The organism is Pseudomonas helleri (assembly GCF_045830615.1).
Taxonomy (GTDB): Bacteria; Pseudomonadota; Gammaproteobacteria; order Pseudomonadales; family Pseudomonadaceae; genus Aquipseudomonas; species Aquipseudomonas helleri.
Map to the genome: position 1 here is coordinate 5,116,333 of NZ_CP174501.1, position 26,572 is coordinate 5,142,904.

Annotated in this window: 27 protein-coding genes; 23 read left to right on the top strand and 4 right to left on the bottom strand. The window is 61.1% G+C overall.

The features are described 5' to 3' along the window. Positions 1 to 64 precede the first annotated feature (64 nt). Entirely contained in the window at positions 65 to 511 is a 447-nt protein-coding gene (locus ACJJU9_RS22955) for a hypothetical protein (protein ID WP_048366957.1), read from the bottom strand. 281 nt (positions 512 to 792) lie between these two features. Here ACJJU9_RS22955 and ACJJU9_RS22960 point away from each other — a divergent pair, with 281 nt between their 5' ends. The 4 genes from ACJJU9_RS22960 (at position 793) to ACJJU9_RS22975 (ending at position 8,436) form a co-directional block, all read left to right on the top strand. Further along, entirely contained in the window at positions 793 to 2,535 is a 1,743-nt protein-coding gene (locus ACJJU9_RS22960) for a potassium/proton antiporter (protein ID WP_048386312.1), read from the top strand. 35 nt (positions 2,536 to 2,570) lie between these two features. Continuing rightward, positions 2,571 to 5,897: a mechanosensitive channel MscK gene (gene mscK, locus ACJJU9_RS22965; protein ID WP_048386314.1), complete on the top strand. Its 3,327-nt coding sequence runs from the start codon at positions 2,571 to 2,573 to the stop codon at positions 5,895 to 5,897. Positions 5,898 to 5,921: 24 nt separating this feature from the next. Beyond that, positions 5,922 to 7,385: a protein adenylyltransferase SelO gene (gene selO / locus ACJJU9_RS22970; protein WP_153373539.1), complete on the top strand. Its 1,464-nt coding sequence runs from the start codon at positions 5,922 to 5,924 to the stop codon at positions 7,383 to 7,385. A gap of 781 nt (positions 7,386 to 8,166) precedes the next feature. Next, the gene (locus ACJJU9_RS22975) at positions 8,167 to 8,436 is read left to right on the top strand and encodes a DUF3077 domain-containing protein (protein ID WP_407729604.1); all 270 of its coding nucleotides are present in this window, start codon (positions 8,167 to 8,169) and stop codon (positions 8,434 to 8,436) included. On the opposite strand, the gene ACJJU9_RS22980 is transcribed toward ACJJU9_RS22975, so the two are convergent. Together ACJJU9_RS22980 and ACJJU9_RS22985 are read right to left on the bottom strand one after the other, a co-directional pair. Then, positions 8,429 to 8,830, bottom strand: a complete 402-nt coding sequence (locus tag ACJJU9_RS22980; RefSeq protein WP_048386318.1) for a type II toxin-antitoxin system HigA family antitoxin — start codon at positions 8,828 to 8,830, stop codon at positions 8,429 to 8,431. The genes ACJJU9_RS22975 and ACJJU9_RS22980 overlap by 8 nt on opposite strands. A gap of 4 nt (positions 8,831 to 8,834) precedes the next feature. Then, positions 8,835 to 9,122 carry a type II toxin-antitoxin system HigB family toxin gene (locus ACJJU9_RS22985; protein WP_048366671.1) on the bottom strand — a complete coding sequence of 96 codons (288 nt, stop codon included), beginning with the start codon at positions 9,120 to 9,122 and terminating at the stop codon, positions 8,835 to 8,837. Positions 9,123 to 9,384: 262 nt separating this feature from the next. On the opposite strand from ACJJU9_RS22985, the gene trxC reads away from it, so the two are divergent. After that, positions 9,385 to 9,825: a thioredoxin TrxC gene (gene trxC / locus ACJJU9_RS22990; protein ID WP_407729605.1), complete on the top strand. Its 441-nt coding sequence runs from the start codon at positions 9,385 to 9,387 to the stop codon at positions 9,823 to 9,825. On the opposite strand, the gene ACJJU9_RS22995 is transcribed toward trxC, so the two are convergent. Next, positions 9,822 to 10,595: a ParA family protein gene (locus tag ACJJU9_RS22995; RefSeq protein WP_407729606.1), complete on the bottom strand. Its 774-nt coding sequence runs from the start codon at positions 10,593 to 10,595 to the stop codon at positions 9,822 to 9,824. The two genes, trxC and ACJJU9_RS22995, sit on opposite strands and share 4 nt — an antisense overlap. A 335-nt stretch (positions 10,596 to 10,930) precedes the next feature. Between ACJJU9_RS22995 and ACJJU9_RS23000 the strand changes: the two genes are divergently transcribed. The 18 genes from ACJJU9_RS23000 to ACJJU9_RS23085 are packed head-to-tail and all read left to right on the top strand — an operon-like array spanning position 10,931 to position 26,561. Beyond that, positions 10,931 to 11,650 (top strand): beta-ketoacyl synthase chain length factor, encoded by a 720-nt coding sequence (locus tag ACJJU9_RS23000; RefSeq protein WP_323368871.1) that lies wholly within the window; start codon positions 10,931 to 10,933, stop codon positions 11,648 to 11,650. Further along, positions 11,647 to 12,429, top strand: a complete 783-nt coding sequence (locus ACJJU9_RS23005; RefSeq protein ID WP_406549855.1) for a lysophospholipid acyltransferase family protein — start codon at positions 11,647 to 11,649, stop codon at positions 12,427 to 12,429. The genes ACJJU9_RS23000 and ACJJU9_RS23005 overlap by 4 nt, the downstream gene beginning before the upstream one ends. Next, positions 12,410 to 12,670: a phosphopantetheine-binding protein gene (locus ACJJU9_RS23010; RefSeq protein ID WP_153332558.1), complete on the top strand. Its 261-nt coding sequence runs from the start codon at positions 12,410 to 12,412 to the stop codon at positions 12,668 to 12,670. The genes ACJJU9_RS23005 and ACJJU9_RS23010 overlap by 20 nt, the downstream gene beginning before the upstream one ends. A 9-nt stretch (positions 12,671 to 12,679) precedes the next feature. Then, positions 12,680 to 12,934 (top strand): acyl carrier protein, encoded by a 255-nt coding sequence (locus ACJJU9_RS23015; protein ID WP_123751104.1) that lies wholly within the window; start codon positions 12,680 to 12,682, stop codon positions 12,932 to 12,934. Then, on the top strand, positions 12,931 to 13,476 hold the full coding sequence (locus ACJJU9_RS23020) for a hypothetical protein (RefSeq protein ID WP_407729607.1): 546 nt from the start codon (positions 12,931 to 12,933) through the stop codon (positions 13,474 to 13,476). The genes ACJJU9_RS23015 and ACJJU9_RS23020 overlap by 4 nt, the downstream gene beginning before the upstream one ends. Continuing rightward, positions 13,473 to 15,143 carry an AMP-binding protein gene (locus tag ACJJU9_RS23025; protein WP_407729608.1) on the top strand — a complete coding sequence of 557 codons (1,671 nt, stop codon included), beginning with the start codon at positions 13,473 to 13,475 and terminating at the stop codon, positions 15,141 to 15,143. Before ACJJU9_RS23020 ends, ACJJU9_RS23025 begins: the two co-directional genes overlap by 4 nt. Further along, complete coding sequence (locus tag ACJJU9_RS23030) at positions 15,136 to 15,870, top strand: glycosyltransferase family 2 protein (RefSeq protein ID WP_407729609.1); 735 nt, start codon at positions 15,136 to 15,138, stop codon at positions 15,868 to 15,870. Before ACJJU9_RS23025 ends, ACJJU9_RS23030 begins: the two co-directional genes overlap by 8 nt. Beyond that, a complete protein-coding gene (locus tag ACJJU9_RS23035; RefSeq protein ID WP_407729610.1) occupies positions 15,867 to 16,805 on the top strand; it encodes a glycosyl transferase in 939 nt (312 codons plus the stop codon). Before ACJJU9_RS23030 ends, ACJJU9_RS23035 begins: the two co-directional genes overlap by 4 nt. Beyond that, positions 16,786 to 18,330: a histidine ammonia-lyase gene (gene hutH / locus ACJJU9_RS23040; RefSeq protein ID WP_407729611.1), complete on the top strand. Its 1,545-nt coding sequence runs from the start codon at positions 16,786 to 16,788 to the stop codon at positions 18,328 to 18,330. The genes ACJJU9_RS23035 and hutH overlap by 20 nt, the downstream gene beginning before the upstream one ends. Continuing rightward, positions 18,323 to 18,748 carry a thioesterase family protein gene (locus ACJJU9_RS23045; protein WP_048386338.1) on the top strand — a complete coding sequence of 142 codons (426 nt, stop codon included), beginning with the start codon at positions 18,323 to 18,325 and terminating at the stop codon, positions 18,746 to 18,748. The genes hutH and ACJJU9_RS23045 overlap by 8 nt, the downstream gene beginning before the upstream one ends. Then, a complete protein-coding gene (locus ACJJU9_RS23050; protein ID WP_407729612.1) occupies positions 18,712 to 19,410 on the top strand; it encodes an outer membrane lipoprotein carrier protein LolA in 699 nt (232 codons plus the stop codon). Before ACJJU9_RS23045 ends, ACJJU9_RS23050 begins: the two co-directional genes overlap by 37 nt. Beyond that, complete coding sequence (locus ACJJU9_RS23055) at positions 19,400 to 21,754, top strand: MMPL family transporter (RefSeq protein ID WP_407729613.1); 2,355 nt, start codon at positions 19,400 to 19,402, stop codon at positions 21,752 to 21,754. Before ACJJU9_RS23050 ends, ACJJU9_RS23055 begins: the two co-directional genes overlap by 11 nt. Further along, positions 21,741 to 22,469, top strand: coding sequence for a class I SAM-dependent methyltransferase (locus tag ACJJU9_RS23060; RefSeq protein WP_407729614.1), 729 nt, complete (start codon positions 21,741 to 21,743; stop codon positions 22,467 to 22,469). The genes ACJJU9_RS23055 and ACJJU9_RS23060 overlap by 14 nt, the downstream gene beginning before the upstream one ends. After that, a complete protein-coding gene (locus tag ACJJU9_RS23065; RefSeq protein ID WP_407729615.1) occupies positions 22,466 to 22,966 on the top strand; it encodes a DUF3261 domain-containing protein in 501 nt (166 codons plus the stop codon). The genes ACJJU9_RS23060 and ACJJU9_RS23065 overlap by 4 nt, the downstream gene beginning before the upstream one ends. Then, a complete protein-coding gene (locus ACJJU9_RS23070; RefSeq protein WP_407729616.1) occupies positions 22,963 to 24,150 on the top strand; it encodes a beta-ketoacyl-[acyl-carrier-protein] synthase family protein in 1,188 nt (395 codons plus the stop codon). Before ACJJU9_RS23065 ends, ACJJU9_RS23070 begins: the two co-directional genes overlap by 4 nt. Further along, entirely contained in the window at positions 24,147 to 24,614 is a 468-nt protein-coding gene (locus ACJJU9_RS23075; RefSeq protein ID WP_048366687.1) for a hotdog family protein, read from the top strand. Before ACJJU9_RS23070 ends, ACJJU9_RS23075 begins: the two co-directional genes overlap by 4 nt. Beyond that, positions 24,607 to 25,335, top strand: a complete 729-nt coding sequence (locus ACJJU9_RS23080) for a 3-ketoacyl-ACP reductase FabG2 (RefSeq protein ID WP_153373525.1) — start codon at positions 24,607 to 24,609, stop codon at positions 25,333 to 25,335. The genes ACJJU9_RS23075 and ACJJU9_RS23080 overlap by 8 nt, the downstream gene beginning before the upstream one ends. Beyond that, positions 25,335 to 26,561 (top strand): beta-ketoacyl-ACP synthase, encoded by a 1,227-nt coding sequence (locus ACJJU9_RS23085; RefSeq protein ID WP_407729617.1) that lies wholly within the window; start codon positions 25,335 to 25,337, stop codon positions 26,559 to 26,561. The genes ACJJU9_RS23080 and ACJJU9_RS23085 overlap by 1 nt, the downstream gene beginning before the upstream one ends. Positions 26,562 to 26,572: the final 11 nt, after the last annotated feature.

The following is a 26,572-nucleotide window of genomic DNA, read 5'->3' on the forward strand; positions in this document are numbered from 1 at the left end:
AGGGTGCCCGGTTTTTTTGTGCGCCAAAAACGCCGACGTCACGTGTTGAAGCTGAACCAAACAACTACTGCGTATCGCCACTCAACAAATTGATCGCCCGCTGAGCCCCCATAAACAGATAGCCGCTAATGGCAATCAAAACAGCCTCGGCCACATAGACGCACACCATGCCCAATGGTCGATCAGGGAAGGTGAACAGCAGCACCGAGAGCATCACCAGCAGCATGATCAATAACGCCCGGCTTTCGGGGTACCAGCGATGAGGTTGCTGCGCTCTGTCCAGAGCGTTTTGGACTTTGTCGAACAGCTCGAGGACAAAAAAAGGCCAGAGCAGGCCGCGTATCACCGGTGTAATCGCAGCACCGGAGTGGGCTTTGTAAAAGGCCCAGTTGCGGTAAGACCAATAGAACAAGTAACAACCGCATGTCAGTACATACAGCAGCAGGAAGTGCGGAATTGCCACGGTGTACAACGCACCGGGCCTGTCATCAGTCGCAATTGTGGGCTTCATGACGTGTCCATGGCTAAACAGAGCCGTGAGTAGACACAATTTGCCTAACATTAAAATACAGGCCGGCTCCATTTCTCTTGTAAGAAAAAGCCATTTCCTCCGTCACTCAACAGAGACAAGGCGGCAATGGACTACAGAACACTTCGCAGCACGTGTTTCATCCACGGCCAAGCAACCCTGAAAAGCTTTTTGACAGCGCGCCAATAACGCAGGTTAGAATCGCTGGCACGTAGCCTGCATGGGTACGCCCTGTCTTTTCTGTTTTTTATGGAGTACTGCCTTTGAATGCGACGACCATCAACAGCCTGTTCTTGATCGGCGCGTTGCTGGTAGGCGCAAGTATTCTGGTCAGTTCTTTGTCTTCACGCCTGGGCATCCCGATTCTGGTGATTATCCTGGCCGTGGGCATGGCCGCCGGTGTCGATGGCGGCGGTATCATTTTTGACAACTACCCTACCGCCTATCTGGTGGGCAACCTCGCCCTGGCGGTGATTTTGCTCGACGGCGGGTTGCGCACGCGGGTCTCCAGTTTCCGCGTGGCGTTATGGCCTGCCCTCTCGCTGGCCACCGTGGGGGTGATGATCACCACCGGGCTGACCGGCCTGGTGGCGGCCTGGTTGTTTAACCTCAATTTGATTCAGGGCCTGTTGATCGGCGCGATTGTCGGCTCCACCGATGCCGCGGCGGTGTTCTCGCTGCTGGGCGGCAAGGGCTTGAACGAACGGGTCTCGGCCAGCCTTGAGATCGAATCCGGGAGCAACGACCCGATGGCGGTGTTCCTCACCGTCACCCTGATCGACATGCTTGCCAGCGGCGAAACGACGCTGCATGCCAGCCTGCTCCTGGATTTGCTGCGCGAGTTCGGCATCGGCGCGATTGTCGGCCTGGCCGGCGGCTGGCTGATGCTGCAAATGGTTAATCGTATCCACTTGGCCAACGGCCTGTACCCGATTCTGGTGATCGCTGGCGGGCTGGTGGTGTTTGCCTTGACCAACGCCCTGCACGGCAGCGGCTTTTTGGCGGTTTACCTGTGCGGTCTGGTGCTGGGCAACAGCCCGATCCGCAGCCGCCACGGCATTTTGCACATGCTTGACGGCATGGCCTGGCTGGCGCAGATCGGCATGTTCCTGGTGCTGGGCCTGCTGGTCACGCCACACGACCTGCTGCCTATTGCGGTACCCGCGCTGCTTCTGGCCCTGTGGATGATCCTGTTCGCCCGCCCGCTGTCGGTATTCGTCGGCCTGCTGCCCTTCAAGGCCTTCCACGGGCGCGAAAAAGCCTTTATTTCGTGGGTCGGCCTGCGCGGCGCGGTGCCGATCATTCTGGCGGTGTTCCCGCTGATGGCGGGATTGCCGAACGCACAGCTGTATTTCAACCTCGCCTTCTTTATCGTGCTGGTATCCCTTTTGGTGCAGGGCACAAGCCTGCCGTGGGTCGCCAAGCTGCTCAAGGTCACCGTACCGCCAGACCTCGCGCCTATCTCCCGCTCCGCCCTGGAAGTACACGTGACCAGCGAGTGGGAGCTGTTCGTTTATCGGCTGGACGCACAAAACTGGTGCATCGGCGCGGCCCTGCGCGAACTGAAAATGCCCGAAGGCACGCGTATCGCCGCCTTGTTCCGCGACCAGACGTTGCTCCACCCGTCGGGTAGCACCACGCTGGAAATCGGCGATTTGCTCTGTGTGATCGGCCATGAACACAACTTGCCAGCCCTGGGCAAACTGTTCAGCCAGCCGCCAACTCGCGGGCTGGACCTGCGCTTTTTCGGCGACTTTGTACTCGAAGGCGATGCCCAGCTGGGCGACGTCTCGGCACTTTACGGCCTGAAGCTCGATGGCATCAGCCCGGACACTCCGCTCAGCAGCTTTATTGCGCAAAAAGTCGGCGGCGCGCCGGTTGTCGGCGACCAGGTCGAGTGGAACAACACCATCTGGACCGTCGCGGTCATGGACGGGAACAAGATAGGCAAAGTGGGCGTCAGATTCCCCGAAGGAAGTGCCCCGGGACCGGGGTTGTTCCTCTAAACTCCAAATTTCCTACGCTTGCTTGACCGGATTCTATGCCAACTCTGCGCACGTTCTTCGCAACAGTCCTGCTCGGCCTGAGCCTTTCCGTTGGCCCGGTTTACGCGGGCGACCCGCCTTCGGCCGAGGCCGTGCAGCTCAGCCTGGACAAAATAGCCGACCGCAAACTGCCCGACGCCGACCAGAAAGCCTTGCAGACCGTGCTCGAGCAGACCTTGAGCTTTCTGGCCAACAAAAGCGACTACGAACAGCGCCTGATCGAGGTCAAAGACCAGCTCCACAGTGCCCCGCGCCAAACCATCGATAACCAGCGCGAACTGGCCCGCCTCAAGGCCAGCAAAGTGGTGCCCATCGAGCAGCGCTACGCCACGCTGTCGGTGCAGCAACTGGAGCAAATGCTCGCCGACCGCACCACCGAGCAAGGTGAGCTGCAAAAAGCCCTGGCCAGCGCCAACACCCAGAGCATCGCCGCCCAGACCCGCCCCGAGCGCGCCCAGGCCGAGATCAGCAACAGCCAGACCCGCATTCAGCAGATCGGCAACATCCTCAAAGTCGGCCGCGACAACGGCAAATTGCTCACTGGCGATCAACGCAATCAGCTCAGTGCCGAATCGGCAGCGCTCACCGCGTTGATCGCACTGCGCCGTCAGGAGCTGGCCGGCAACAGCCAACTGCAAGACTTGAGCGGCAGCCAGCACGACTTGCTGCTGGAAAAAACCACGCGCCAGGACCAGGAAATCCAGGACCTGCAGACCCTGATCAACAAGAAGCGTCTGGCCCAGTCGCAACAGACCGTGACCGAGCAATCGATTGAGGCGCAAAAGTCTGGCAGCAGCAGCTTGCTGGCCACCGAAAGCGCGACCAACCTCAGGCTCTCCGATTACCTGTTACGCAGCACCGACCGGCTCAACGTGGTCACCCAGCAGAACCTTGAAACCAAGCAGCAGTTGGACAACGTCACCCAAAGTGACCAGGCCCTGGATGAGCAAATCAACGTCCTGCGGGGCAGTTTGCTGCTGTCCAAAATCCTCTATCAGCAGAAACAAGCCCTGCCGCGCCTGCAAAAGATGGACAAGAATCTGGCCGATGAAATCGCCGATATCCGCTTGTACCAATTTGAGATCAACCAACAGCGCGAGCTGATCAGCAACCCGATTACCTATGTGGATAACCTGCTGTCGACCCAGCCCGCCGACCAGGTGACGCCGCAACTGCGCAAAACCCTGCTCGAACTGGTCAACACCCGCAGCGACCTGCTGGACCGCTTGAACCGCGAACTCAGCTCGCTGCTCAGCGAGTCGATCAACCTGCAACTGAACCAGAAGCAACTGCTCAGCACCGCGCAGGGCCTGCGGGCGACGCTGGATGAGCAGATGTTCTGGATCCCCAGCAACAAGCCGCTGGATCTGGATTGGCTGGAATCGGCCCCGCGCCACCTCAAGCAACAACTTGTCACCCTGCCGTGGGGTTCCAGCGTCACCGAACTGGCTGAAGGCCTGATCCAGCGGCCGCTGCTGTTTTTGCCTTTTGTGCTGGTGATGATCGCCCTGCTGTGGAAGCGCCGCTACCTGTACAACAAGCTCAACGATATCCATAAGGACATTGGCCACTTCAAGCGCGACAGCCAGTGGCACACGCCGCTGGCGATCCTCATCAACATCTTGCTGGCGATGCCGGTTTCACTGGCCCTGGCCCTGTGCGGGTACGCCTTGCAAACCGATGCCCGCGGCATGAACGCCAACACTGGTGCGGCCTTGATGCAAATGGCCGAAGCCTGGCTGGTGTTCTACACCGCCTACCGGATTCTGGCGCCGGGCGGCGTGGCCGAATTGCATTTTCGCTGGGAGAAACCGCTGGTTGCCTTCCTGCAAAACTGGATCCGCAGACTCGGCCTGGTGGTGCTGGCACTGGTGGCCGTGGTCGCCTTTGCCGAACAGCAACCGGCGGCGCTGGCCGACGACGTGCTGGGCATCCTGGTGGTGTTGACGTGCTACGCCACCATGGCGTGGCTGCTGTGCCGCCTGATCCTCAACGACCAGACCGAGAAAAAAGCCTACCGCGTGCGCAAGCTGCTCGGTTTCGCCTTCGCCCTGCTGCCCCTCGCACTGTTTGTGGCAGTGTGTTTTGGCTACTACTACACCGCGCTCAAACTCAGCGACCGACTTATTAACACCCTGTACCTGCTGATGCTCTGGCTGGTGGTTGAAGCCACCTTTGTGCGCGGCCTCTCGGTCGCGGCGCGGCGGCTGGCCTACCAGCGGGCTTTGGCCAAGCGCCAGGCGGCCAAGGAAGCCGGTGAAGGCAACGACGCCATCGTTGAAGAGCCGACACTGGACATCGAACAGGTCAACCAGCAATCGCTGCGCCTGATTCGTCTGGCCTTGCTCGCGGCGTTTATCGGGGTGCTGTATTGGGTCTGGGCCGACTTGATTTCGGTCTTTTCCTACCTCGACAACATCACCCTGTACGAATACACCAGCGGTACCGGCGCCAACATGAGCATGGTGCCCATCAGCATTGGTGACGTGCTGGGCGCGTTGATCATCGTCGGCATCAGCATTGCCCTGGCGCGCAACCTGCCCGGTTTGCTTGAAGTGCTGGTGCTGTCACGGCTAGACCTGGCGCAAGGCAGCGCCTACGCCACCACCACGCTGCTGACGTACGTGATCATCGGCGTCGGCTTTGTCGCCACGCTCTCAACCCTGGGCGTGAGCTGGGACAAGCTGCAATGGCTGGTGGCGGCCCTCTCGGTGGGCCTGGGCTTCGGGATGCAGGAGATCTTCGCCAACTTTATCTCCGGCATCATGATCCTCTTCGAGCGCCCGGTGCGCATTGGCGACACCATCACCATCGGCAACCTGTCGGGTACCGTGAGCAAGATCCGCATCCGCGCGACCACCATCACCGACTTCGACCGCAAAGACATCATTGTCCCGAACAAGACCTTTATCACCGGGCAACTGATCAACTGGTCGCTGACCGACACCATCACCCGCGTGACCCTCAAGCTGGGCGTTGATTACGGCTCCGACCTGGACCTGGTCAAAAGCCTGCTGCTCAAGGCCGCGCAAGAAAACCCCCGCGTGCTCAAAGAGCCCGAGCCGCATGTGTACTTCTTAAGCTTCGGGCAAAGCACGCTGGACCACGAACTGCGCATGCACGTGCGTGACCTGGGCGACCGCAACCCGGTGATCGACGAAGTGAACCGCTTTATCAACCGCGAGTTCAAGGCACACAACATCAACATCTCGTTCCAGCAGATGGAGGTGTACCTCAAGAACACCAGCAACCAGGAATACAAACTGGTGCCCATGGACCTGCCAACGCCGGAACAAAAGCCCCTGCCGGGTAAGCCCGACTAACATGCATTTTGCTGGAGACGGCCATTGAAAGCCCTCGACGAACTGACCTTTGACAACCGTTTCGCCCGCCTGGGTGACGCGTTTTCAACCCACGTGCTGCCCGACCCTCTCGACGCACCACGGCTGGTGGTCGCCAGCGATGCGGCAATGGCCTTGCTCGACCTGGACCCGGCCGTGGCCCACGACCCGGTGTTTGCCCAACTGTTTGGCGGCCATACCTTATGGGCCGATGCCGAGCCACGGGCGATGATCTATTCCGGCCACCAGTTCGGCTCGTACAACCCGCAACTGGGCGATGGCCGCGGGCTGTTGCTGGGCGAGGTCTACAACCAGGCGGGCGAGCATTGGGACCTGCACCTCAAAGGCGCCGGCATGACGCCCTACTCGCGCATGGGCGATGGCCGTGCGGTGCTGCGCTCATCGATCCGCGAGTTTCTCGCCAGCGAAGCCCTGCACGCGCTGGGTATTCCCACCAGTCGCGCCCTGTGCGTGATCGGCTCCGACACCCCGGTGTGGCGTGAAAAACAAGAACGCGGCGCCATGGTGCTGCGCCTGGCGCACAGCCATATCCGCTTCGGGCACTTTGAATACTTTTACTACACCAAACGCCCGGAACAGCTAAAGCAACTGGCCGACCACGTGCTGGCCCTGCACTACCCTGAATGCCTGGAGCAGCCGGAGCCCCATCTGGCGATGTTCCGCGAAATCGTCGAGCGCAACGCTGAACTGATCGCCAAATGGCAGGCCTACGGGTTTTGTCACGGTGTGATGAACACCGACAACATGTCGATTCTGGGCATTACCTTCGACTTCGGCCCGTTCGCCTTTCTTGACGACTTCGACGCGCAGTTCATCTGCAACCACTCCGACCACCAGGGGCGCTACTCCTTCAGCAACCAGGTGCCCATTGGCCAGTGGAACCTCAGCGCCCTGGCCCAGGCACTGACACCGTTTATCAGCGTTGACGCCCTGCGTGAAACATTGGGCTTGTTCTTGCCGCTGTACCAGGCGCACTACCTCGACCTGATGCGCCGCCGCCTGGGCCTGACCACCGCCGAAGACGGTGATCAAAAACTGATCGAAGACCTGCTGCAACGCATGCAAGGCAGTGCCATCGACTACACCCTGTTCTTGCGCCGCTTGGGCGACGAACCGGCAGAACACGCGGTTGCCCGCTTGCGCGACGACTTTATCGACCTCAAGGGCTTTGACGAATGGGCCGCGCAATACCTCGCCCGCGTGGCCCGCGACGGCGAGCCAGACCAACAGCAGCGCCGTGAACGCATGCACGCGGTCAACCCGCTGTACATCCTGCGCAACTACCTGGCACAAAAAGCCATCGACGCCGCCGAAGCCGGGGATTACAGCGAAGTACGGCGCTTGCACAGCGTCCTGACCCAACCGTTCACCGAACAGCCGGGCATGCAACCCTACGCCGAACGCCCACCCGAGTGGGGCAAGCACCTAGAAATCAGTTGCTCCTCTTAAAAAGATCGCGAGCAAGCTCCAACAGGGTGGTGTGGCGCACGCAAATCTTGTAGGAGCTGACGAGGTACGAAGGCTGCGATCGGCAGCGCAGCGGCCGCAAAACCATCCTGCGCGGCAACGGCCAAGATCAAAAGATCGCGAGCAAGCTCGCTCCTACAGGGTGGTGTGGCGCACCCAAAACCTGTAGTCGCTGACGAGGTACGAAGGCTGCGATCGGCAGCGCAGCGGCCGCAAAACCATCCCGCGCGGCAACGGCCAAGATCAAAAGATCGCGAGCAAGCTCGCTTACAGATATGAGGCGTGCTAACGGGCCTGCAACGCTACGCCAAACGACTGGCAAGCATTTAGTCTCAAAGCCTCCACCACCCCTGTAGGAGCGAGCTTGTCTCGCGATCTTTTGATCTTAAAAAGTCGCGAGACCTGTGGCGCACCTACATCCCATAGCAGTGAAGGGCACCCGCTATAACAGACGTATTCGTCTGAAGTCAGGGAAGCGGACTACCTTCCAGCCGATTGACCCTCTGTGCGCCAGCCCCTATCCTCGCCGACGTCACGACACATTCGTGATCCGGTTTGACGGTCGGGCTCTTCATAGTGGAACGCATAGTCTAGAAATTCGTTCGCGCACTTTCGTGCCCGAATGATTGTTATGGCGACTGTGTGTGGGGCATCTTCGGGTGCGCCGGGTTCCACTATGACCGGTCCGTCAACCTGCACACAGTTGCCACCCTTCGTTTGACGGCGATATGTGGCAACTCCAATCTCATAGTGGAGTTAACCCATGCCCCTGATCACTCATCAAACCCCTTTCGGCCACAGCCTGACCGGCGATTGCCTGTTCAGCGTTAACGCCGGTATCCCCATCAAACTCGCGCTGGAACTGGCAGCCCAGTTACTCAGCAGCGCCACGGCTCTGTGCGCCGAAAGCCAGGTCGCCAGCCCTCAAACCAGCCACAGCCTGACGTTTGCCAGCTTGCAACTGGTGGAAATGAGCAAAGGCCTGGTGGATGCAACGCTAGACAGCGTATTGCAGGCCGACACCCTCAAATAAACATCTCTACCGGCACTTTAAAGTGATCTGCCAGCCAGCGAATTTGGCGCACGTTAAGCTGACGCTTGCCGCTGAGGATTTCGGATACCACCGACTGCGTGCCCACGCCCGGCAGATCACTCTGGTTCAGCCCATGCTCTTGCATCACTGAGCGCAGCACATCAACACCACTGACCTTGGGCATCGGCCGATGCTCAAGGTCATAGGCTTCGACCCAATCACCGATGATGTCTACCAGGCTCATGAGCGGGTGGCTTTCATCGTCGCCAATGCGGTCGGTCAGTTCATCAAGGGCTTCAACCAACTGGTCGTAATCCGCTTCATTTTCAGGTTTTCGCAACAGTGGCGAAACGAACTGCCAATGCTGGGCGGCCTGTTCGATCAGTGCATTCATTGGGTTACTCCTTCCATTTACCTTTGTCATATTCACGATGATCCAGCACATGACGAATGTAGAGGCGCTGCACCCGATACCGCACTACCGCAATCAGACGCAATTTATTGCCGCCAATATTAAATACATGCAAAGAACCGACTTTGTCAGTCGCAGGGAAAAACGACCTCAACGCAGCGAAATCTTCAGGGTTGAGGACCTTGATCTTGCGATACCACTCATCCAGAGCACTGGCGGAATGTGGCCATTGTTCCTTGGCCTCCCAAATACGTTTCGCAGTAATCACTCGCATGCAATGTCCCTATCGCATCTTGCTATGAAGGGTAAGCCCGCTTTCGCTATATCGCAAAGCGCGATATTCAGCATCTGACCGACGGTGTCTCATCAGGCGGGTTTCAACAGCCTAGATTCAAGGGCTCAAGGCGGCGCAGGCACATTGTGAGCAGATACGTCACAGCCAGTGGCGGGCGGGGGCAACATCTGCTGAACTGCACCTCTACGCGACGTGCTCATTTTTGCAGGAGCGTGCCACAGCAATTTCCGGAGTATTTGAAATGACCGACCCGCTGCTTATCCCCTGCCCTCACTGCAACGGCCTTAACCGTATCCCCGCCGCACGCGTGGGCGAGCACCCCAAGTGTGGGCGCTGTAAGAATGAGGTGTTGATCGCCAAGCCTTTCGATCTGAAAGAAACCGATTATGCCAGCCAGATCAAAGGCGACCTGCCGCTGCTGGTGGATGTGTGGGCGGACTGGTGTGGGCCGTGCAAGGCCTTTGCGCCGGTGTTTGAACAGGCGGCCAGCCAATTGGTGGGTGTGTGCCGGTTGGCCAAGCTCGACAGCGAGGCTAACCCGCAACTGTCAGCGCAACTAGGCATTCGCTCGATTCCGAGCCTGATCCTGTACAAAAACAGCCAGGAAGTCGCCCGTCAAAGCGGCGCCTTCCCGTTGCAACAGCTCAAGGCCTGGCTGCAAAGCCACGGCGTGCGGGCTTAAGCGTTTTGGTCCAGGTGATCGTGTAGCTCAACAAATTGCAGGGTCAGCTTGTGCCGTGGTTCGAAATACACCAGCGGCTGGCTGGCCTGATGCGACTCGCGCATTTTGACTGAGCTGCTGAGGTACACCGGCAGCACGGGCAGGCCTTCGGCAATCAACTCATCGAGCATTTGCTGCGGCAGGCTGGCGCGGGCCTGGAACTGGTTGACCACAATGCCTTCAACCAGCAGGTCTTCGTTGTGGTCCTCTTTCAGCTCTTCAATTTCGCTCAGCAGGCCGTACAACGCCTGACGCGAAAAGCTGTCGCAGTCAAAGGGGATCAATACACGATCGCAGGCAATCAATGCCGATACCGCATAAAAATTCAGCGCGGGCGGTGTGTCGATGTAAATGCGGTCGTAGTCTTCAGCCAAGTCATCAAGCAGCTTTTTGAGCTTGTTGATCTTGTGCTTGGCCTCAAGCTTGGGCTGCAAGTCTGCCAGTTCGGGCGTGGCGGTAATGATGTGCAGGTTGTCGAACGGTGTTTCGTAAATATCGACCCGATTCTTCTTCGACCCAACGCCCGCAGACAGGCTTTGCTTGAAGAACTCGGCGATACCCATCGGGATGTCATCACCTGTTAGCCCGGTGAGGTATTGAGTGGAGTTGGCCTGAGCATCCAGATCGACCAACAGAGTGCGATACCCCTCGCTGGCACTGACGGCCGCCAGGTTACAAGCGATGCTGGATTTGCCCACACCACCTTTTTGGTTGAACACCACGCGACGCATTTCAAAACCTCCGTGTATCAATAAGTGCCCGAGTGTAGATGCCCTGAGAACAACTTCGCTACCTCGCAGAGAAAAGAGCTACAACCAAGGCAGATTTATCCCTATATACGCCGGAACAGACCTCTTTTTTCAAAGTCATACAGGCGCCCATAGTTTAGCGATTACAAAAAGATAGCTATTTCGTCCGATAAGCCAAAAAACCGGCACAAAAATGTAAGCGATATTTGCTACGAACCAACAGCACCGGGATAATGCCGCCACTTTGTTACTAGTGCCGCATTGACCGCTGCCTACCTTCGCATCAAGGAAGCCCGCAAGGGCGGGATAAATCTCCAGTGATTAACTTCAATATTGCCGCTTGGCGAGCCTGGGCTCCGGGCCTCGACAGCGTGGCCGATTGGCAGGCCTGGAGCCAGCACCCCCACGCGATCGCCGCCAGCGATGCCAGCCCCGACGTGTCGTTTTTACCGGCCATGCAACGCCGCCGCCTCAGTCGCCTGGCACGCATGGCATTCAGTGTCGGCTGGCCCTTGGCAGAGGGTCATGAGGCGCTGCCACTGGTGTTTGTTTCGCGCCACGGCGAAACCCCGCGCACCTTCGACATGCTGAACGAGCTCGCAGCCAGTCAGCCCTTGTCACCCACCCAGTTCAGCCTCTCGGTACACAATGCGGTCATTGGCCTGTGGTCGATCATGCGCGGCGAAACCAGCGAAATGACTGCCCTCGCGGCCGCCGGTGATGGCCTAGAACATGGCCTGATCGAAGCCTGTGCGCTGCTTAATGACGGCGCGCCCGCCGTGCTGCTGGTGATCACTGAAGAACTACCACCCGAGGCTTACCGGCCCTGGGTTGACGACGTGCCCTTTGCCTATGCCGCAGGCCTGCTGCTGACACCCGGTGAGCAGTGGCACCTGTCGTTGTCCACCCGGCCTGCTGATGTCGCCCAAGCCCCGTGGCCCCATGCATTGCAATTGTTACAGCACCTGCTCAGCGGCCAGACGTCGTTTCAACACGCCTGGGAAAACCGGCTCTGGCAGTGGCAACGTACGTCGTGAAAACCGCTAATGCTTACTACTGGCGCCTGCTGGCCACCGCCATCAGCTTCGTGCTGTTCGGGTTTGGGTGCCTGTGCCTGCGACTGGTCATTTTCCCGCTGCTCAGTTGCTTGCCAGGCGACGCCCTGCGCCAGCGCGAGCGCGCGCGTTACACCGTCAGCCGACTGTTCTGGCTGTTTATCCGCTTTATGGCCCGCCTGGGCGTACTGACCTATGACGTGCAAGGTGCCGAGCGCCTCGGGCGCCCCGGCCAAATGATCATTGCCAACCATCCCTCGCTGATTGATGTGGTGTTTCTGATCGGGCTGGTGCGTAACGCCAATTGCGTGGTCAAGCAAAGCCTTTGGCAGAATCCGTTCACCCGCAGCCCCGTACGCGCCACGCAATACATCAGCAATGACGGCAGCATCGACATGCTCGACAAGGCCGCAGAGGCCCTGCAACAAGGCCAGACGCTGATTATCTTCCCGGAGGGCACCCGCACCCCGCCAGGCCAGATGCCGGCCTTTCATCGGGGGGCCGCCGCCATCGCCTTGCGCGGTGCGAAAATCCTCACGCCGGTGGTAATCAAGGTCAGCCCCACCACGCTGACCAAAGCCGAGCCGTGGTACCGCATCCCCAAACGCCGCGTGCACTTCAGTTTTTGTGTCGGGGCCGATATAGATCCAAATGCCTTTGCAGCAGCAGGCCCGCCGCCCAAGGCTTCGCGCCTGCTTAACGACTTCGTGCATGACTACTTTATTAAGGAGCTCGCCACAGATGAGCGATCTACACAATGAAATCAAACAGCTGATCATCGACGCCCTGGGCCTTGAAGACATCAGCATCAGCGACATTGGCGATGAGCAAACCCTGTTTGGCGAAGGCCTGGGGCTGGACTCGGTCGACGCCCTGGAGCTGGGCCTGGCGATCCAAAAAACCTATGGCATCAAAATAGATGCCGACGCCAAAGACACCCGTGACCACTTTTCCAACGTGACCAGCCTTGCGGCTTTTGTCACAGCCAAACAGGCTGCCTGAGACCGAACCATGCAAACCCGTGAAGACATTTTCAACATCCTGCGCGACGCCCTGGTCGAACTCTTCGAACTGGAGCCCGAACGCGTCACGCTGGAGGCCAATTTGTATCAGGACCTGGAAATCGACAGCATCGACGCGGTCGACCTGATCGATCACATCAAGCGCAAAACCGGCAAAAAAATTGCCGCCGAAGCCTTTAAATCGGTGCGCACCGTCAACGATGTGGTTGAAGCGGTTTACCACTTGGTGCAACCGCACGCATGAGCCGATTGATCGGCCTGGGCCTGCTGCTGGCGGGCCTGCTGTACCCCTTTGCGGTGCATTTCGGCATGGCCCACTTTGCTCCGTGGCAGTTTGCGCTGCTGCTTGGCGGCCTGTGGCTGGCACGGGTACTGACCGGTGAACGACGCCCCGGCAGCCTGTGGATCGCCGGGGTCGCGCTGGTGTTTTGTGCGCTGCTGGCGCTGTTTAACAGCCCGGCTCTGCTGCGCTGGTACCCCGTACTCATCAGCAGCCTGATGCTCAGCCTGTTTGGCATGAGCCTCAAATTCGGCCCGCCGATGGTCGAGCGTCTGGCCCGGCTGCGTGAGCCGGTACTCCCCGACAGCGCAATTCGTTATACGCGCCAGGTCACCCAGGTCTGGTGCCTGTTTTTTATGCTCAACGGCCTGATCGCGGCCAGCCTCACACTGTGGGCGCCGCTAAGCTGGTGGACGTTGTACAACGGCTTGATCGCCTACGGGCTGATGGGGCTGCTGTTTGCCATTGAATGGCTGATACGACAAAAGGTAAGAGGCCAGGCATGAAGTGGATAAAACTTGAGCAACTGTTGCTTGAGGGCGATGCCCATCGCACCGTCAGCGTTGAACCGACGTTCACCCATCACACCCTCTGCGCGCAGGCCCTGAGCCTGGCGGGCGGGTTGCGGCAACGCGGCGTGCAACGCATGGCCGTGCACCTGGACGACGCGGGTGAATTGGCCATTGCGCTGCTGGGCGCCTGGCGCGCCGGGGTCAGCGTGTTATTGCCCGCAGACCTGCAAGCCCACACCCGTGAGCGCTGGGCCAGCCACGTCGATCTATGGTTGACCGCCAGCACCGAGCTGCACACCTTGTATGGCGCACCATTGGCCCCAGCCGAGCTGGATCTGGACGCGTGCCAGCTAAGCCTGTGCACGTCAGGCTCCAGCGGCGAGCCCAAGCGTATCGACAAAAGCCTGCGGCAAATGGCCAATGAGGTAGAAACCCTCGAGCAATTGTGGGGCCATGAACTGGGCGATGCGTGCATCATCGCCAGCGTGGCCGCGCAGCATATTTATGGGCTGTTGTTCCGCGTGTTGTGGCCGCTGTGTGCGGGCCGGGTCTTTACTCGTCAGCAACTGGCGTTCCCCGAAGACATGCAGCGCGCCAGCCGCGAACACGCGGCATTTGCCTGGGTGGCCAGCCCCGCCCTGCTCAAGCGCATGGCCGACAACCTCGACTGGCCGGCCTTGAGCCAGGTGCGCCGGGTGTTCTCTTCGGGCGGCGCATTACCTGCCGAGGCGGCTCATGCGCTGGAGCAGCGCTTGGGTCAATGGCCAACCGAGATTTTTGGCAGCTCAGAAACCGGCGGCATTGCATGGCGCCAGGGTCCAACCTTGTGGCAGCCGTTTGCCGGGGTCCATCTAAGCCAGAGTGAGGACGGCGCGCTGCGCATCGCCTCGCCGTACCTGATGGCAGGCCATGTCGAGCAAACGGCCGATGCGGCGCGCATTGAAGCCGACGGGCGCTTTGAACTGCTGGGGCGTCTGGACCGCATCGTCAAACTCGAAGAAAAACGCATCTCGCTGCCCCTGCTGGAACACGCCTTGAGCACCCATCCATGGGTTGCGGAAGCACGCTTGGGCGTGGTCAATGAAAACCGCGCCTCGCTGGGTGCCTTGCTGGTGCTCAGCCACAGCGGGCTGTTTGCCCTGCGTGAACACGGCCGCCGAGCCCTGACCCAAGCCCTGCGCCAGCACCTTGGGCCCTATTGTGAAGCGCTGGCATTGCCGCGCCGCTGGCGGTTGCTGCGGCAAATGCCGCTCACCAGCCAAGGCAAACTGCCGCAAGCGCAGGTCGATGCGTTGCTGCTGGCGCCACGGCCAACGCTGCCTGAAGTACTCAGCCAACACCTCGGCGATGACGGCTGGACACTCAACCTGTCGATCCCGCCTGACCTTGCGTATTTTAGCGGGCACTTCCCCAAAACCCCGGTGCTACCCGGCGTGGTGCAAGTGGACTGGGCCATCAACCTGGGCCAGCAACTGCTCGACCTGCCGCCCCGCTTTGCCGGGATGGAAGTGCTCAAGTTTCAGCAACTGGTGCGCCCCGGCGATGAAATCGAGTTGACCCTGCGCTTTGATCGCGAACGCAGCAAATTGCACTTTGCCTACCGCAACGCCAACGCCGCCTGCTCCAGTGGCCGTATTGTTTTGGAGGCCGCCTGTGCATAACCCCTGCGCCGTGATCCCGGTGTATAACCATGAAACCGCTGTGCCCGCCGTGGTCGAGGCGTTGCAGGCCGCAGGTTTGCCCTGTGTGCTGGTCGACGACGCCAGCAGCCCCGCGTGCAGCGCCGTGCTCACCGAGCTGGCCCGGCACGAGCACATCTACTTGGTGCGCCTGGCCGTCAACCAAGGCAAAGGCGGCGCCGTCATGGCCGGTTTGCGCGAGGCCTCGCGCCTGGGCTTTACCCATGCGCTGCAAGTCGATGCCGACGGCCAGCACGACCTCAGTGATGTCTCGACCTTTATCCAGGCCTCACAGCACAACCCCGAGGCGCTGATCTGCGGTTACCCGCAATACGACGCAAGTGTGCCCAAAGGCCGTTTATATGCACGCTACCTGACCCATGTGTGGGTGTGGATCAACAGCCTGTCACTGCGTATTCCCGACTCGATGTGCGGCTTTCGGGTGTACCCGCTGGCGCCGACACTGGCGCTGCTGGACTCGGTCAAGCTGGGCAAACGCATGGACTTCGACCCCGAGATCCTCGTGCGTCTGGCGTGGCGCAACCAGCCGATGCAGTGGCTGGCGACCAAGGTGCATTACCCGCAAGACGGCCTGTCGCACTTTCGCCTGTTCCATGACAACGCCCTGATCTCAGCCATGCACACCAAGCTGTTCTTCGGCATGTTAGTGCGTTTGCCGAGCATTCTATGGAGGCGCTGGCGGGCATGAGCGAGACACCACAGCATTGGGCCGAGCATAAAGAGCGGGGCAATTTTTGGCTGATGAAGCTCACGGCCTTCGGGGTCAAAGTACTCGGTCGCCGCCTGCTGGCCCCCGTGTTGTACGCCATCGTGCTGTACTTTTTTGTCTTCGGCCGCAAAGCCCGACGCAGCATCTGGCACTACCAGCAGCACCTGGCCGACTGGAGCGGGCAGCCCGCCTTGCGCCCCACGCCGTGGCGGGTGTTCGGCCAGTTCATGGCGTTTGCCGACGCGCTGCTCGACAAGCTCGACGTGTGGAACGGCCGCCTCAAGACCCAAGACATCGAGATCATCGACCCTGCCCGGCTGCGCGAGCAAATGCGCAGTGAGCGCGGGCAAATGCTGGTGGGCGCTCATTTGGGCAACCTTGAGGTGTGCCGGGCCCTCGCTGAACTGGGCGAGAAAATCACCCTGAACGTGCTGGTGCACACCCGCCATGCCGAGCACTTCAACCGTTTGCTGGGCGAGGCCGGGGCCACGCATGTGCGGCTGATTCAAGTCAGCGAGCTCAACCCCGGCGTCATGCTGCAATTGAGCCAACGCCTGGAAAACGGCGAGTGGCTGGCCATTGCCGGTGACCGCGTGCCGCTGCATGGCGCACGCACCGCGCAGGTCAACTTTCTCGGCCACCCGGCGCCCTTCCCGCAAGGCCCGTGGTTGCTGGCCGGGTTGCTCAAGTGCCCGGTCACTTTATTGTTTTGCCTGAAACACCAAGGCCGCTATCGAGTGGTTATCGAACCCTTCGCCGAGGCCATTGAGTGGCGGCGCAGCGACCGCGAACAGGTGATCGCCGAGTGGGCGGCGCGCTATGCCGAACGGCTGGGGCATTACTGCCTTGAAGCGCCGCAACAATGGTTTAACTTTTACCCTTTCTGGAAAACCGATGACGACGCATCAGCATAAGCCAGTAACCTTCGGCCAAACCCCATTGCGCATTGAAGACGTGCTGGCACTGGCCAATCGTCAGGTGCCGACCCGTTTGCAAGACGACGCCGAATACCGCGAGCGCATCGCCAAAGGCGCGCGCTTTCTCGATTCATTGCTCGACAAAGAGGGCGTGATTTACGGCGTGACCACCGGCTACGGCGACTCGTGCGTGGTGGCGGTGCCGCTGGAGCATGTCGAAGCGCTGCCACGTCACCTCTACACCTTCCACGGCTGTGGCCTGGGCAAAATGCTTGATGCCCAGGCGACCCGCGCCGTGCTGGCCGCCCGCTTGCAGTCGCTGTGCCACGGGGTGTCCGGGGTACGCGTTGAACTGCTGGAGCGCCTGCAAGGGTTTATCGCCCACGACATTTTGCCGCTCATCCCCGAAGAGGGCTCGGTAGGCGCCAGCGGTGACCTTACGCCGTTGTCTTATGTGGCGGCCACCTTGTCGGGCGAGCGCGAGGTCATGTTCAACGGCGAGCGCCGCCTGGCGGCTGACGTGCACCGCGAACTGGGCTGGACGCCGCTGGTGCTGCGACCCAAGGAAGCGCTGGCGCTGATGAACGGCACGGCCGTGATGACCGGCCTGGCGTGCCTGGCGTACGCCCGCGCCGATTACCTGCTCAAGTTGGCAACCCGCATCACTGCACTCAATGTGGTGGCGTTGCAAGGTAACCCTGAACACTTCGATGAGCGTCTGTTCGCCGCCAAGCCGCATCCAGGGCAAATGCAAGTGGCCGCATGGTTGCGCCAGGACCTCGCCATCGACGCCCCGACCGCGCCGCTGCATCGCCTGCAAGACCGTTACTCGCTGCGCTGCGCGCCCCATGTGCTGGGCGTGCTGGCCGACAGCCTGAACTGGCTGCGCGGGTTTATCGAAGTCGAACTCAACAGCGCCAACGACAACCCGATCATCGACGCCGAAGAAGAACGCGTGCTGCACGGCGGGCACTTCTATGGCGGGCACATTGCCTTCGCCATGGACAGCCTCAAAACCCTGGTGGCCAACGTGGCCGACCTGCTTGATCGCCAACTCGCGCTGTTGGTAGACGTACGTTACAACCACGGCTTGCCAAGCAACCTCTCGGGCGCCAGCGCCGAACGGGCGATGCTCAACCACGGCTTTAAAGCGGTGCAGATCGGCGCCAGCGCCTGGACCGCCGAAGCCCTGAAAAACACGATGCCGGCCAGCGTCTTCTCGCGCTCAACCGAATGCCACAACCAGGACAAAGTGAGCATGGGCACCATCGCCGCCCGTGACGCCATTCGTGTACTGGAGCTGACCGAGCAAGTGGCCGCCGCGACCTTGCTGGCTGCCCACCAGGGTGTGTGGCTGCGCAGCCGCGACGCAGACGCCCGCCCGCTACCCTCCGCACTGGCCGACATGCACGCTGAACTGGCCAAGGATTTCGCCCCCGTCATTGAAGACCGCGCACTGGAAACCGAACTGCGCCTGTGCCTGGCCCGTATTGCCCAACAACACTGGAGGCTGCATGCGTAGCAAAGGCGTTTTGCACGTCGACACCGAAGTCCTGGTGCCGTTTTTCGACATCGACACCATGCACGTGGTGTGGCACGGGCATTACGTCAAATACCTCGAAGTCGCCCGCTGCGCCTTGCTCGATCACATCGGGCACAACTACACGCAGATGCTCGACGCGGGCTACGCGTGGCCGGTGATCGACCTGCAACTGCGCTATGTGCGCGGTGCCACTTTCGGCCAACGGATCAACGTGCGCGCCAGCCTGGTGGAGTGGGAGAACCGTCTGAAGATCAACTACCTGATTACCGATGCGGCCACCGGCGAACGCCTGACCCGCGCCTGCACGGTGCAGGTCGCGGTCAGGATTGCCGACCGGGAGATGCAACTGGCGTCGCCCAAATGCTTGATCGATGCGATTGCGAAGGTGCTGGCATGATCTTTTTTTGGCGATCAAAAACCCCTCACCCTAGCCCTCTCCCGGAGGGAGAGGGAACTGACCGCACGTTCGTTCGCGCTTTGTGCACGGCGCTGCTGCTCGGATTATCACCATTGGCCCACGCCTTCGACCTGCAACAACTGAGCGATCAACTGGCCAGGCCGCAGGTGATCCACGGTGATTTCATCCAGGAAAAACACCTGCGCGCGCTACCCAAGCCGTTGACCAGCACCGGCACCTTTGTGCTGGCCAAAGATCACGGCCTGTTGTGGCAACTCAACTCCCCGCTGAAGCAGGACTACCGCATCACCGCCCTCGGCATTGCCCGACGCAATGGCAGCGAGTGGCAAATGCTCCCCGGCAAGAGCGCAGGCGCCGAGCAGAACCGCCTGTTCCTGGCCGTGCTGCAAGGCGACAGCAGCGGGCTTGCGCGTGATTTCGAGCTGCGCCTGCAAGGCCAACCGACGCAGTGGACGCTCACCCTGACCCCGCGCTCGCTGTTGCTCAAGCAGGTGTTCACACAGATCAACATCGACGGCGGCGAGCGGGTGCAACGCATCGAGTTACAGGAAACCCAAGGCGACAGCACCGTGCTGAAGCTGCAAAACAGCATCAGCCACTTACCCTTGAGCGACGCGGAGCTGCACGACTTTGCGCAGTGAACGCTGGTTGCCCCGGGGCTTTTTGATCCTGCTGCTGGCCGTGCTCGCCCTGGCCGGCTGGCAATGGCGGCATGGCCCGCCGCTGTCGGCCAACCTGATGGAACTGGTGCCCGGCCACACTCCGGACGCACTGCTTCAGAGCGCCGAGCAGCGCATGCAAGAACCCCTTAACCGAGAGGTGCTGCTGCTGGTGGGCAGCGCCGATCGCCAGCAAGCCATTAACACCGCTCGCCAGTTGGGCGAGCAGTGGCAGGCCAGCGGGCTGTTTGAAAAAGTCCAGTGGAACCTGCAAGCCGACTTGCCCGCCCTGCGCGAGCAACTGCTGCGCGGTCGCCTGGCAATGCTCGCGCAAGCTGACCGCACACAACTGATCGAACACCCTGACGCCTTTATCCAGCAACGGGTGCAAGCGCTGTTCGACCCGTTCAGCGGCTTTAGCCTGGTGCCCAGCCAGGACGATTGGCTGGGCCTGACCGGGCGCATCCAGAACAGCCAGCCGCAACGCGGCGCGGTGCAACTGGACATCGGCAGCGGCGCCTTGATCGCTGACGCCGACGGCAACAGCTGGGTATTGCTGCGCGCCCGCACGCAGGGCGATGCCTTTGACATGAAACTGCCCCTGCAAGTAGCCGCACTGGTTGAGCACAGCCGCGAACAGGCCGCCAGCCAGAACGTGCAGCTACTCGCCGCCAGTGGCCTGCTCTACGCCGCCAGCGGCCAACAACAGGCCACCCGTGAGATCACTTGGGTGGGCGGCGGGGCCACCTTCGGAATTTTGCTCCTGTTGCTGCTCGCATTCCGCCGCTGGCGCGTGCTGCTGGCCTTTGTTCCGGTGCTGGTGGGCATGCTGTTTGGCGCCGTGGCCTGCGTCGGTTTGTTTGGCAGCCTGCACGTGATGACGTTAGTGCTGGGCTCCAGCCTGATCGGCGTGGCCGTCGATTACCCGCTGCATTACCTGTCTAAAAGCTGGAGCCTGAAACCGTGGCGCAGTTGGCCTGCCGTGCGCCTGACATTGCCCGGCTTGAGCCTGAGCCTGGCCACCAGTTGCATCGGTTATCTGGCCTTGGCGTTTACCCCGTTTCCCGCGTTGACCCAAATCGCGATCTTCTCGGCCGCAGGCTTGGTCGGGGCGTATCTGAGCGCCGTGTGCCTGCTACCCGCGCTGCTCAACGGTATGACGTTACAGCCCGCGCAATGGCCGTTACGCCTCGCGCAACGCCTGCTGGATACACGGGCAGCGCTGTTGAAAAAAGTCCCCACGCCCGCGCTATTGGCCTTGTTGCTGGCCTTTTGCGCAGCGGGCGTGTGGCAGCTGACCAGCAAAAACGATATTCGCCAATGGGTCGGTGCACCGCCTCAACTAACGGCACACGCCCAGGCCATTGCGCGCATTACCGGCTACCAACCGACCAGCCAGTTCTTTTTGGTGCGGGCCGACAATGAGCAGCAACTGCTTGAGCGCCAAACCGTGCTGCGCGAGAGGCTGGATCAACTGGTCAGCACCGGCCAGCTGCAAGGCTATTTGGCCCTGGGCCAATTGGTCAGCCTGCCGAGCGAGCAACAACACCTGCGCACGGCCTTGAAGCAACTGCCACAGCACTGGCAACCGCTGCTGGAACTGGGCGTGCCCGAGGCCGCGCTGCAACATGAACTCGCACAGTTAGAAGCGTTGCCCGAGCAAACTATCGACGCCGCGCTCACCGGGCCATTGGCCGAACCGTGGCGCGCGTTGTGGCTGGGCAAACAGGGCAACGGCGTGGCCGCCATGGTCAGCCTGCAAGGCTTGAACAACCCCGACCTGTTGCGCGAACAGGCCCAGGGCCTGCCCGGCGTGCAGTGGGTGGACCGCTTGGGCGACTTGAATGGCGTGTTCGCGGCCACCCAGATCAGCGCGGCAGAACTGAAGCTGTTGTCGTGCGTGCTGATCGTCTTGCTGTTGATCGCGCCCTTTGGCTTAAGCGGCGCGCTGCGCATTGTTGCACTGCCGCTGTTAGCCGCGTTGTGCAGCGTGGCCAGCCTCGGCTGGTTGGGGCAGCCACTGACCCTGTTCAGCCTGTTCGGGTTATTGCTGGTGACGGCGATCAGCGTCGACTACGCGATTTTGATGCGTGAACACATCGGCGGGGCTGCCGTCAGCCTGCTCGGCACCTTGCTCGCCGCGCTGACTACCTGGCTGTCGTTCGGTTTGCTGGCGGTGTCCAGCACGCCAGCGGTCAGCAACTTCGGGCTGTCGGTGAGCCTTGGCCTGGCCTTCAGCTTTATGCTCGCGCCGTGGGCCGGTCAGCAAACGCCGCACACCCCGCGTTATTCTTCATTGCCACGGAGGCCTCATGAAACCCCTTAGCGATACCTACGTAGAAGAAACCCGGTTCGGGTTTTGGTTTTTGCGCAGCCACACCTGGCAGCACCATGTACTGCGGGTGGCGATCAATGACTTGCGCGGCTTGTTCAGCGAGCCGCCGCCGTCTGCGCCGGTCATCCTGGATGCCGGTTGCGGGCAGGGCAAGTCGTTCCAGTACCTGCAGGCAACCTTCGCCCCCAAGCGTTTGATCGGGCTCGATGCCGATCCGCTGAGCCTTGAGCTGAGCCGCGAAGAGGCCCGCCGCCAAGGGTTCGACGTTGAGCTGATCGGCAGCGACTGCGCTGAACTGAACGTGCCCGATGCCAGCGTCGACCTGCTGTTCTGTCACCAGACCTTCCACCACCTGGTGCAACAAGACCGGGCGCTGGCCGAGTTCTATCGCGTGCTCAAGCCGGGCGGCTATTTGCTGTTCGCCGAGTCCACCGAAGCCTACATCGACACCTGGGTGATTCGCTGGCTGTTCCGCCACCCCATGCACGTGCAGAAAAGCGCGGCGCAATACCTGGAAATGATCCGCGACCAGGGCTTTGAATTTGACGCGCAGAACGTCTCTTACCCCTACCTGTGGTGGAGTCGTGCGACCGATTTCGGGCTGTTGGAACGCTTTGGCCTGCGTTCTGCCAAGCCGGTGGGCCAGCGGGAAGAAACCCTGGTCAACGTGGTGGCCCGCAAACCGTTGCAAGGCAAAGCTCAATGACACGCCGTTATAGCCTGTTCGCAGCCCTTGGCATCTTCATGCTCCTGCTGTTAAGTGGCTGCACCAGCCTGCCCTTGCCCAAACACACACCCAGCCTGGCGCTGCCGATGCAGTTGCATGTCCAGCGTCAGCAGGCCGAACAGCGCCAGGACTGGCTGCTGGTGATTCAGCAAGAGGACGCCGGGCTACGCTGGTCATTGATGGACCCGCTGGGGATCCCGCTGGCACGGCAATTACTGCACAACCAGCACTGGCAAGCAGACGGTTTGCTGCCGCCCAACCCCGAGGCCCGGGAGCTGTTCGCCGCGCTGCTGTTTGCACTCACGCCTGCCGACCAATTGGCCGACACTTACCCGCAGGCAACCTCCAGCGCTGATCGCCGTACGCTCGACCGCCGCTGGCAGGTGCACTATGTACAACCGCAGGTGTTTAGCATCGATCTGGACAATGGCGTGCACTACACCCTCAGCCCACTCAACACCGAGACGGCCCCATGACTGCGTACCTGAATGCACTGGGCATCGTTTGTTCACTGGGCCGCGGGCCCAAGGACGTCGCGCAGCACCTGTTTGCCGGTGACTGCTCGGGCATGCAGCAAACAGCCGGCTGGATCCCTGAGCGCCCGGTCACGGTGGCGCAGGTGCAAGGCGAGTTACCAGCGATCCCGGCACACCTTGCCCGCCACAACAGCCGCAATAATCAGCTATTGCTTGAGGCGGCATTGCAGATTGGCGATGACATCGAGCAGGCGATCCAGACCTATGGCCGTGACCGCATCGCTGTCGTGCTGGGCACCAGCACCTCGGGCATCGACGAAGCCTGCCATGGCATTGCCCACTACGCGCAGCACCAGCATTTCCCCAGCGTTTACGACTACCGCCAGCAAGAGCTAAGCGCACCGGCTGAGTTTCTGGCCGCGTGGCTGAACATCAGCGGGCCGACCTACGTCATTTCGACGGCTTGCACCTCCAGCGCCCGCGCCCTGATGAGCGCCCAGCGCCTGCTGCGCATGAACCTGTGCGACGTGGTGCTGTGCGGCGGCGTCGACAGTTTATGCACGCTGACCCTCAATGGCTTTGCAGCCCTTGAAGCCGTGGCCGATGAGCGTTGCAACCCGTTTTCGGTCAACCGTCGCGGCATCAATATTGGCGAAGGCGCGGCCCTGTTTTTAATGAGCAAACAGGCCAGCGGCGTGCAACCGATCGCCTTGCTGGGCGCAGGCGCCAGCTCGGATGCGCACCATATTTCTGCCCCAGAGCCCAGCGGCCGGGGCGCGGTCAACGCCATGCGCCAGGCCTTGCAGCGTGCAGGGTTGCAGGCCATCCAGATCGGCTACTTGAACCTGCATGGCACGGCAACCCAGCACAACGACGCCATGGAAAGCCAGGCCGTGGCCCAGGTGTTCCCACACGGTGTACCGTGCTCGTCAACCAAACCTATGACCGGCCACACACTGGGTGCAGCCGGGGCGCTGGAGGCCGCGTTTTGCTGGTTGAGCCTGAGCCACGGTAACGCCTTGCCCCCGCACCTCTGGGATGGCCAGCCCGACCCGCAGTTGCCCGCGCTGAACTGGGTCACCCCAGGCCTTACCCTGGCCCCCGAACACCCACGCTGCCTGATGAGCAACTCGTTTGCCTTCGGCGGTAATAACGTCAGCCTGATTATCGGAGACGCTCCATGATTGATTGGCCGCTCGCCGAATTGCTGCCCCACGCTGGCGACATGATCTTGATCGATCACGTGCTGGCATTTGATGAAGAAACCATCCACACCCGGGTAACTGTCCGCTCTGGCGGCCTGTTTAACCGCGCAGACGGCAGCCTGCCGGCCTGGGTCGGCGTCGAGTTGATGGCGCAAAGCGTGGCCGCCTATGCCGGTTGCCGCGCGCGTCAGGCAGGCAACCCCGTGGCGCTGGGCTTTTTGCTCGGCACCCGCAAGTTTGAATGCAACGTGGAGCACTTCCCGCTCGGCGCCGAGTTACAGATCCACGCCGTGCGCTCGCTCGAAGACGACAACGGCATGGGCGTGTTTGAGTGCCACCTGACCGGCCCACAGATCCACGCCACCGCCCGCCTGAACGTGTTCCGTCCGCCTCAGGCTGAAAACTACCTTGCTCAAGCATCTCAGGAGGCTCGCCATGACTGAGTCCATTTTGGTCACTGGCTCTAGCCGTGGCATTGGCCGTGCCATCGCGTTGCGTCTGGCTCAGGCCGGTTTCGATCTGGTGCTGCATTGTCGCAGTGGGCGCAGCGAAGCCGACAGCGTCATGGCACACGTGCAAGCGCTGGGCCGCAACGCCCGCGTGTTGCAGTTCGACGTGTCGGACCGCGCCCAGTGCCGGGCAATACTGGAAGCCGATGTCGACGCCCACGGTGCTTATTACGGCGTGGTGCTCAATGCCGGGCTGACCCGTGACGGCGCGTTTCCGGCCCTCAGCGAAGACGATTGGGACGTGGTGATGCGCACCAACCTCGACGGCTTTTACAACGTCCTGCACCCGGTCATGATGCCCATGATCCGCCGTCGTCAGGCCGGGCGCATTGTGTGCATCACCTCGGTGTCGGGCCTGATCGGCAATCGCGGCCAGGTCAATTACAGCGCCTCCAAAGCCGGGCTGATCGGCGCCGCCAAAGCCCTTGCCATTGAACTGGGCAAGCGCAAAATCACGGTTAACTGTGTGGCGCCGGGCCTGATCGACACCGCCATGCTGGACGAGAATGTACCCGTTGAAGAACTGATGAAAATGATCCCTGCCCAACGCATGGGCACTCCGGAAGAAGTCGCCGGGGCGGTCAACTTTTTGATGTCGGCCGAAGCGGGCTATATCACCCGCCAGGTGCTGGCCGTCAACGGAGGCTTGTGCTGATGAAGCGCGTCGTCGTTACCGGCATGGCCGGCATTACCTCGTTGGGCAGTGACTGGGCCAGCATCGCAGCCCATTTTGAGGCGGGGCGCAGCGGCATTCGGCGCATGGACGAATGGGACCGCTTTACCGAACTCAACACCCGTTTGGCCGGGCCCATTGATGACTTTTCCGTGCCCCCACACTGGACCCGCAAACAACTGCGCAGCATGGGCCGCGTCTCGCGCCTGGCGGTGGGGGCAGCGGAGCAGGCCTTGCAAGACGCGGGCTTGCTGGGCAACCCGATCATTCAGGACGGGCGCATGGGCGTGGCGTGTGGTTCGTCCACCGGCAGCACGGACGAAATCAAAGCCTTCGGCAACATGTTGCTCAACTCAGTGGCCGAAGGTCTTAACGCCAACAGCTACGTGCGCATGATGCCGCACACCACGGCAGCGAATATCAGCATTTTCTTTGGCCTTACCGGGCGGTTAATCCCGACCTCCAGCGCCTGCACCAGCGGCAGCCAGGGCATTGGTTATGCCTACGAAGCCATCAAGTTCGGCCGCCTGCCGTTGATGCTCGCAGGCGGCGCAGAAGAGTTGTGCCCCACCGAAGCCATGGTGTTTGACGCGCTGTACGCCACCAGCCTTAAAAACGACGCCCCGCACACCAGCCCAAGCCCCTATGACAGTGGCCGCGATGGTCTGGTGATCGGCGAAGGGGGCGGCATGCTGGTGCTCGAAGAGCTGGAACATGCGCTGGCCCGCGGTGCGCACATCCATGCTGAAATCGTCGGTTTTGGCAGCAACGCAGACGGCCAGCACACCACCCGCCCCGAGGTCAGCACCATGCGCCGGGCCATGGAACTGGCGCTGGAAGACGCGGGACTTGCCGCTCAGGCCATCGGCTATGTGAACGGTCACGGCACCGCCACCGATCAAGGCGACATCGCCGAAACCCAGGCCACCCATGACGTGTTTGGCAAACACATGCCCATCAGCTCGCAAAAGAGTTTTTTGGGCCACACTTTGGGGGCCTGTGGCGCGCTGGAGTCGTGGTTCAGCATCGAGATGATGAACCGCGACCGCTACGTGCCCACGCTGAACCTGCACAACGTAGACCCACGCTGCGCTGAACTGGACTACCTGCGCGGCGAAAGTCGCGTGATGCACAACGACTATGTGATGAACAACAATTTTGCCTTCGGCGGCGTCAACACCTCATTGATTTTTCGCCGCTGGTCATGAGGTCAAGGAGA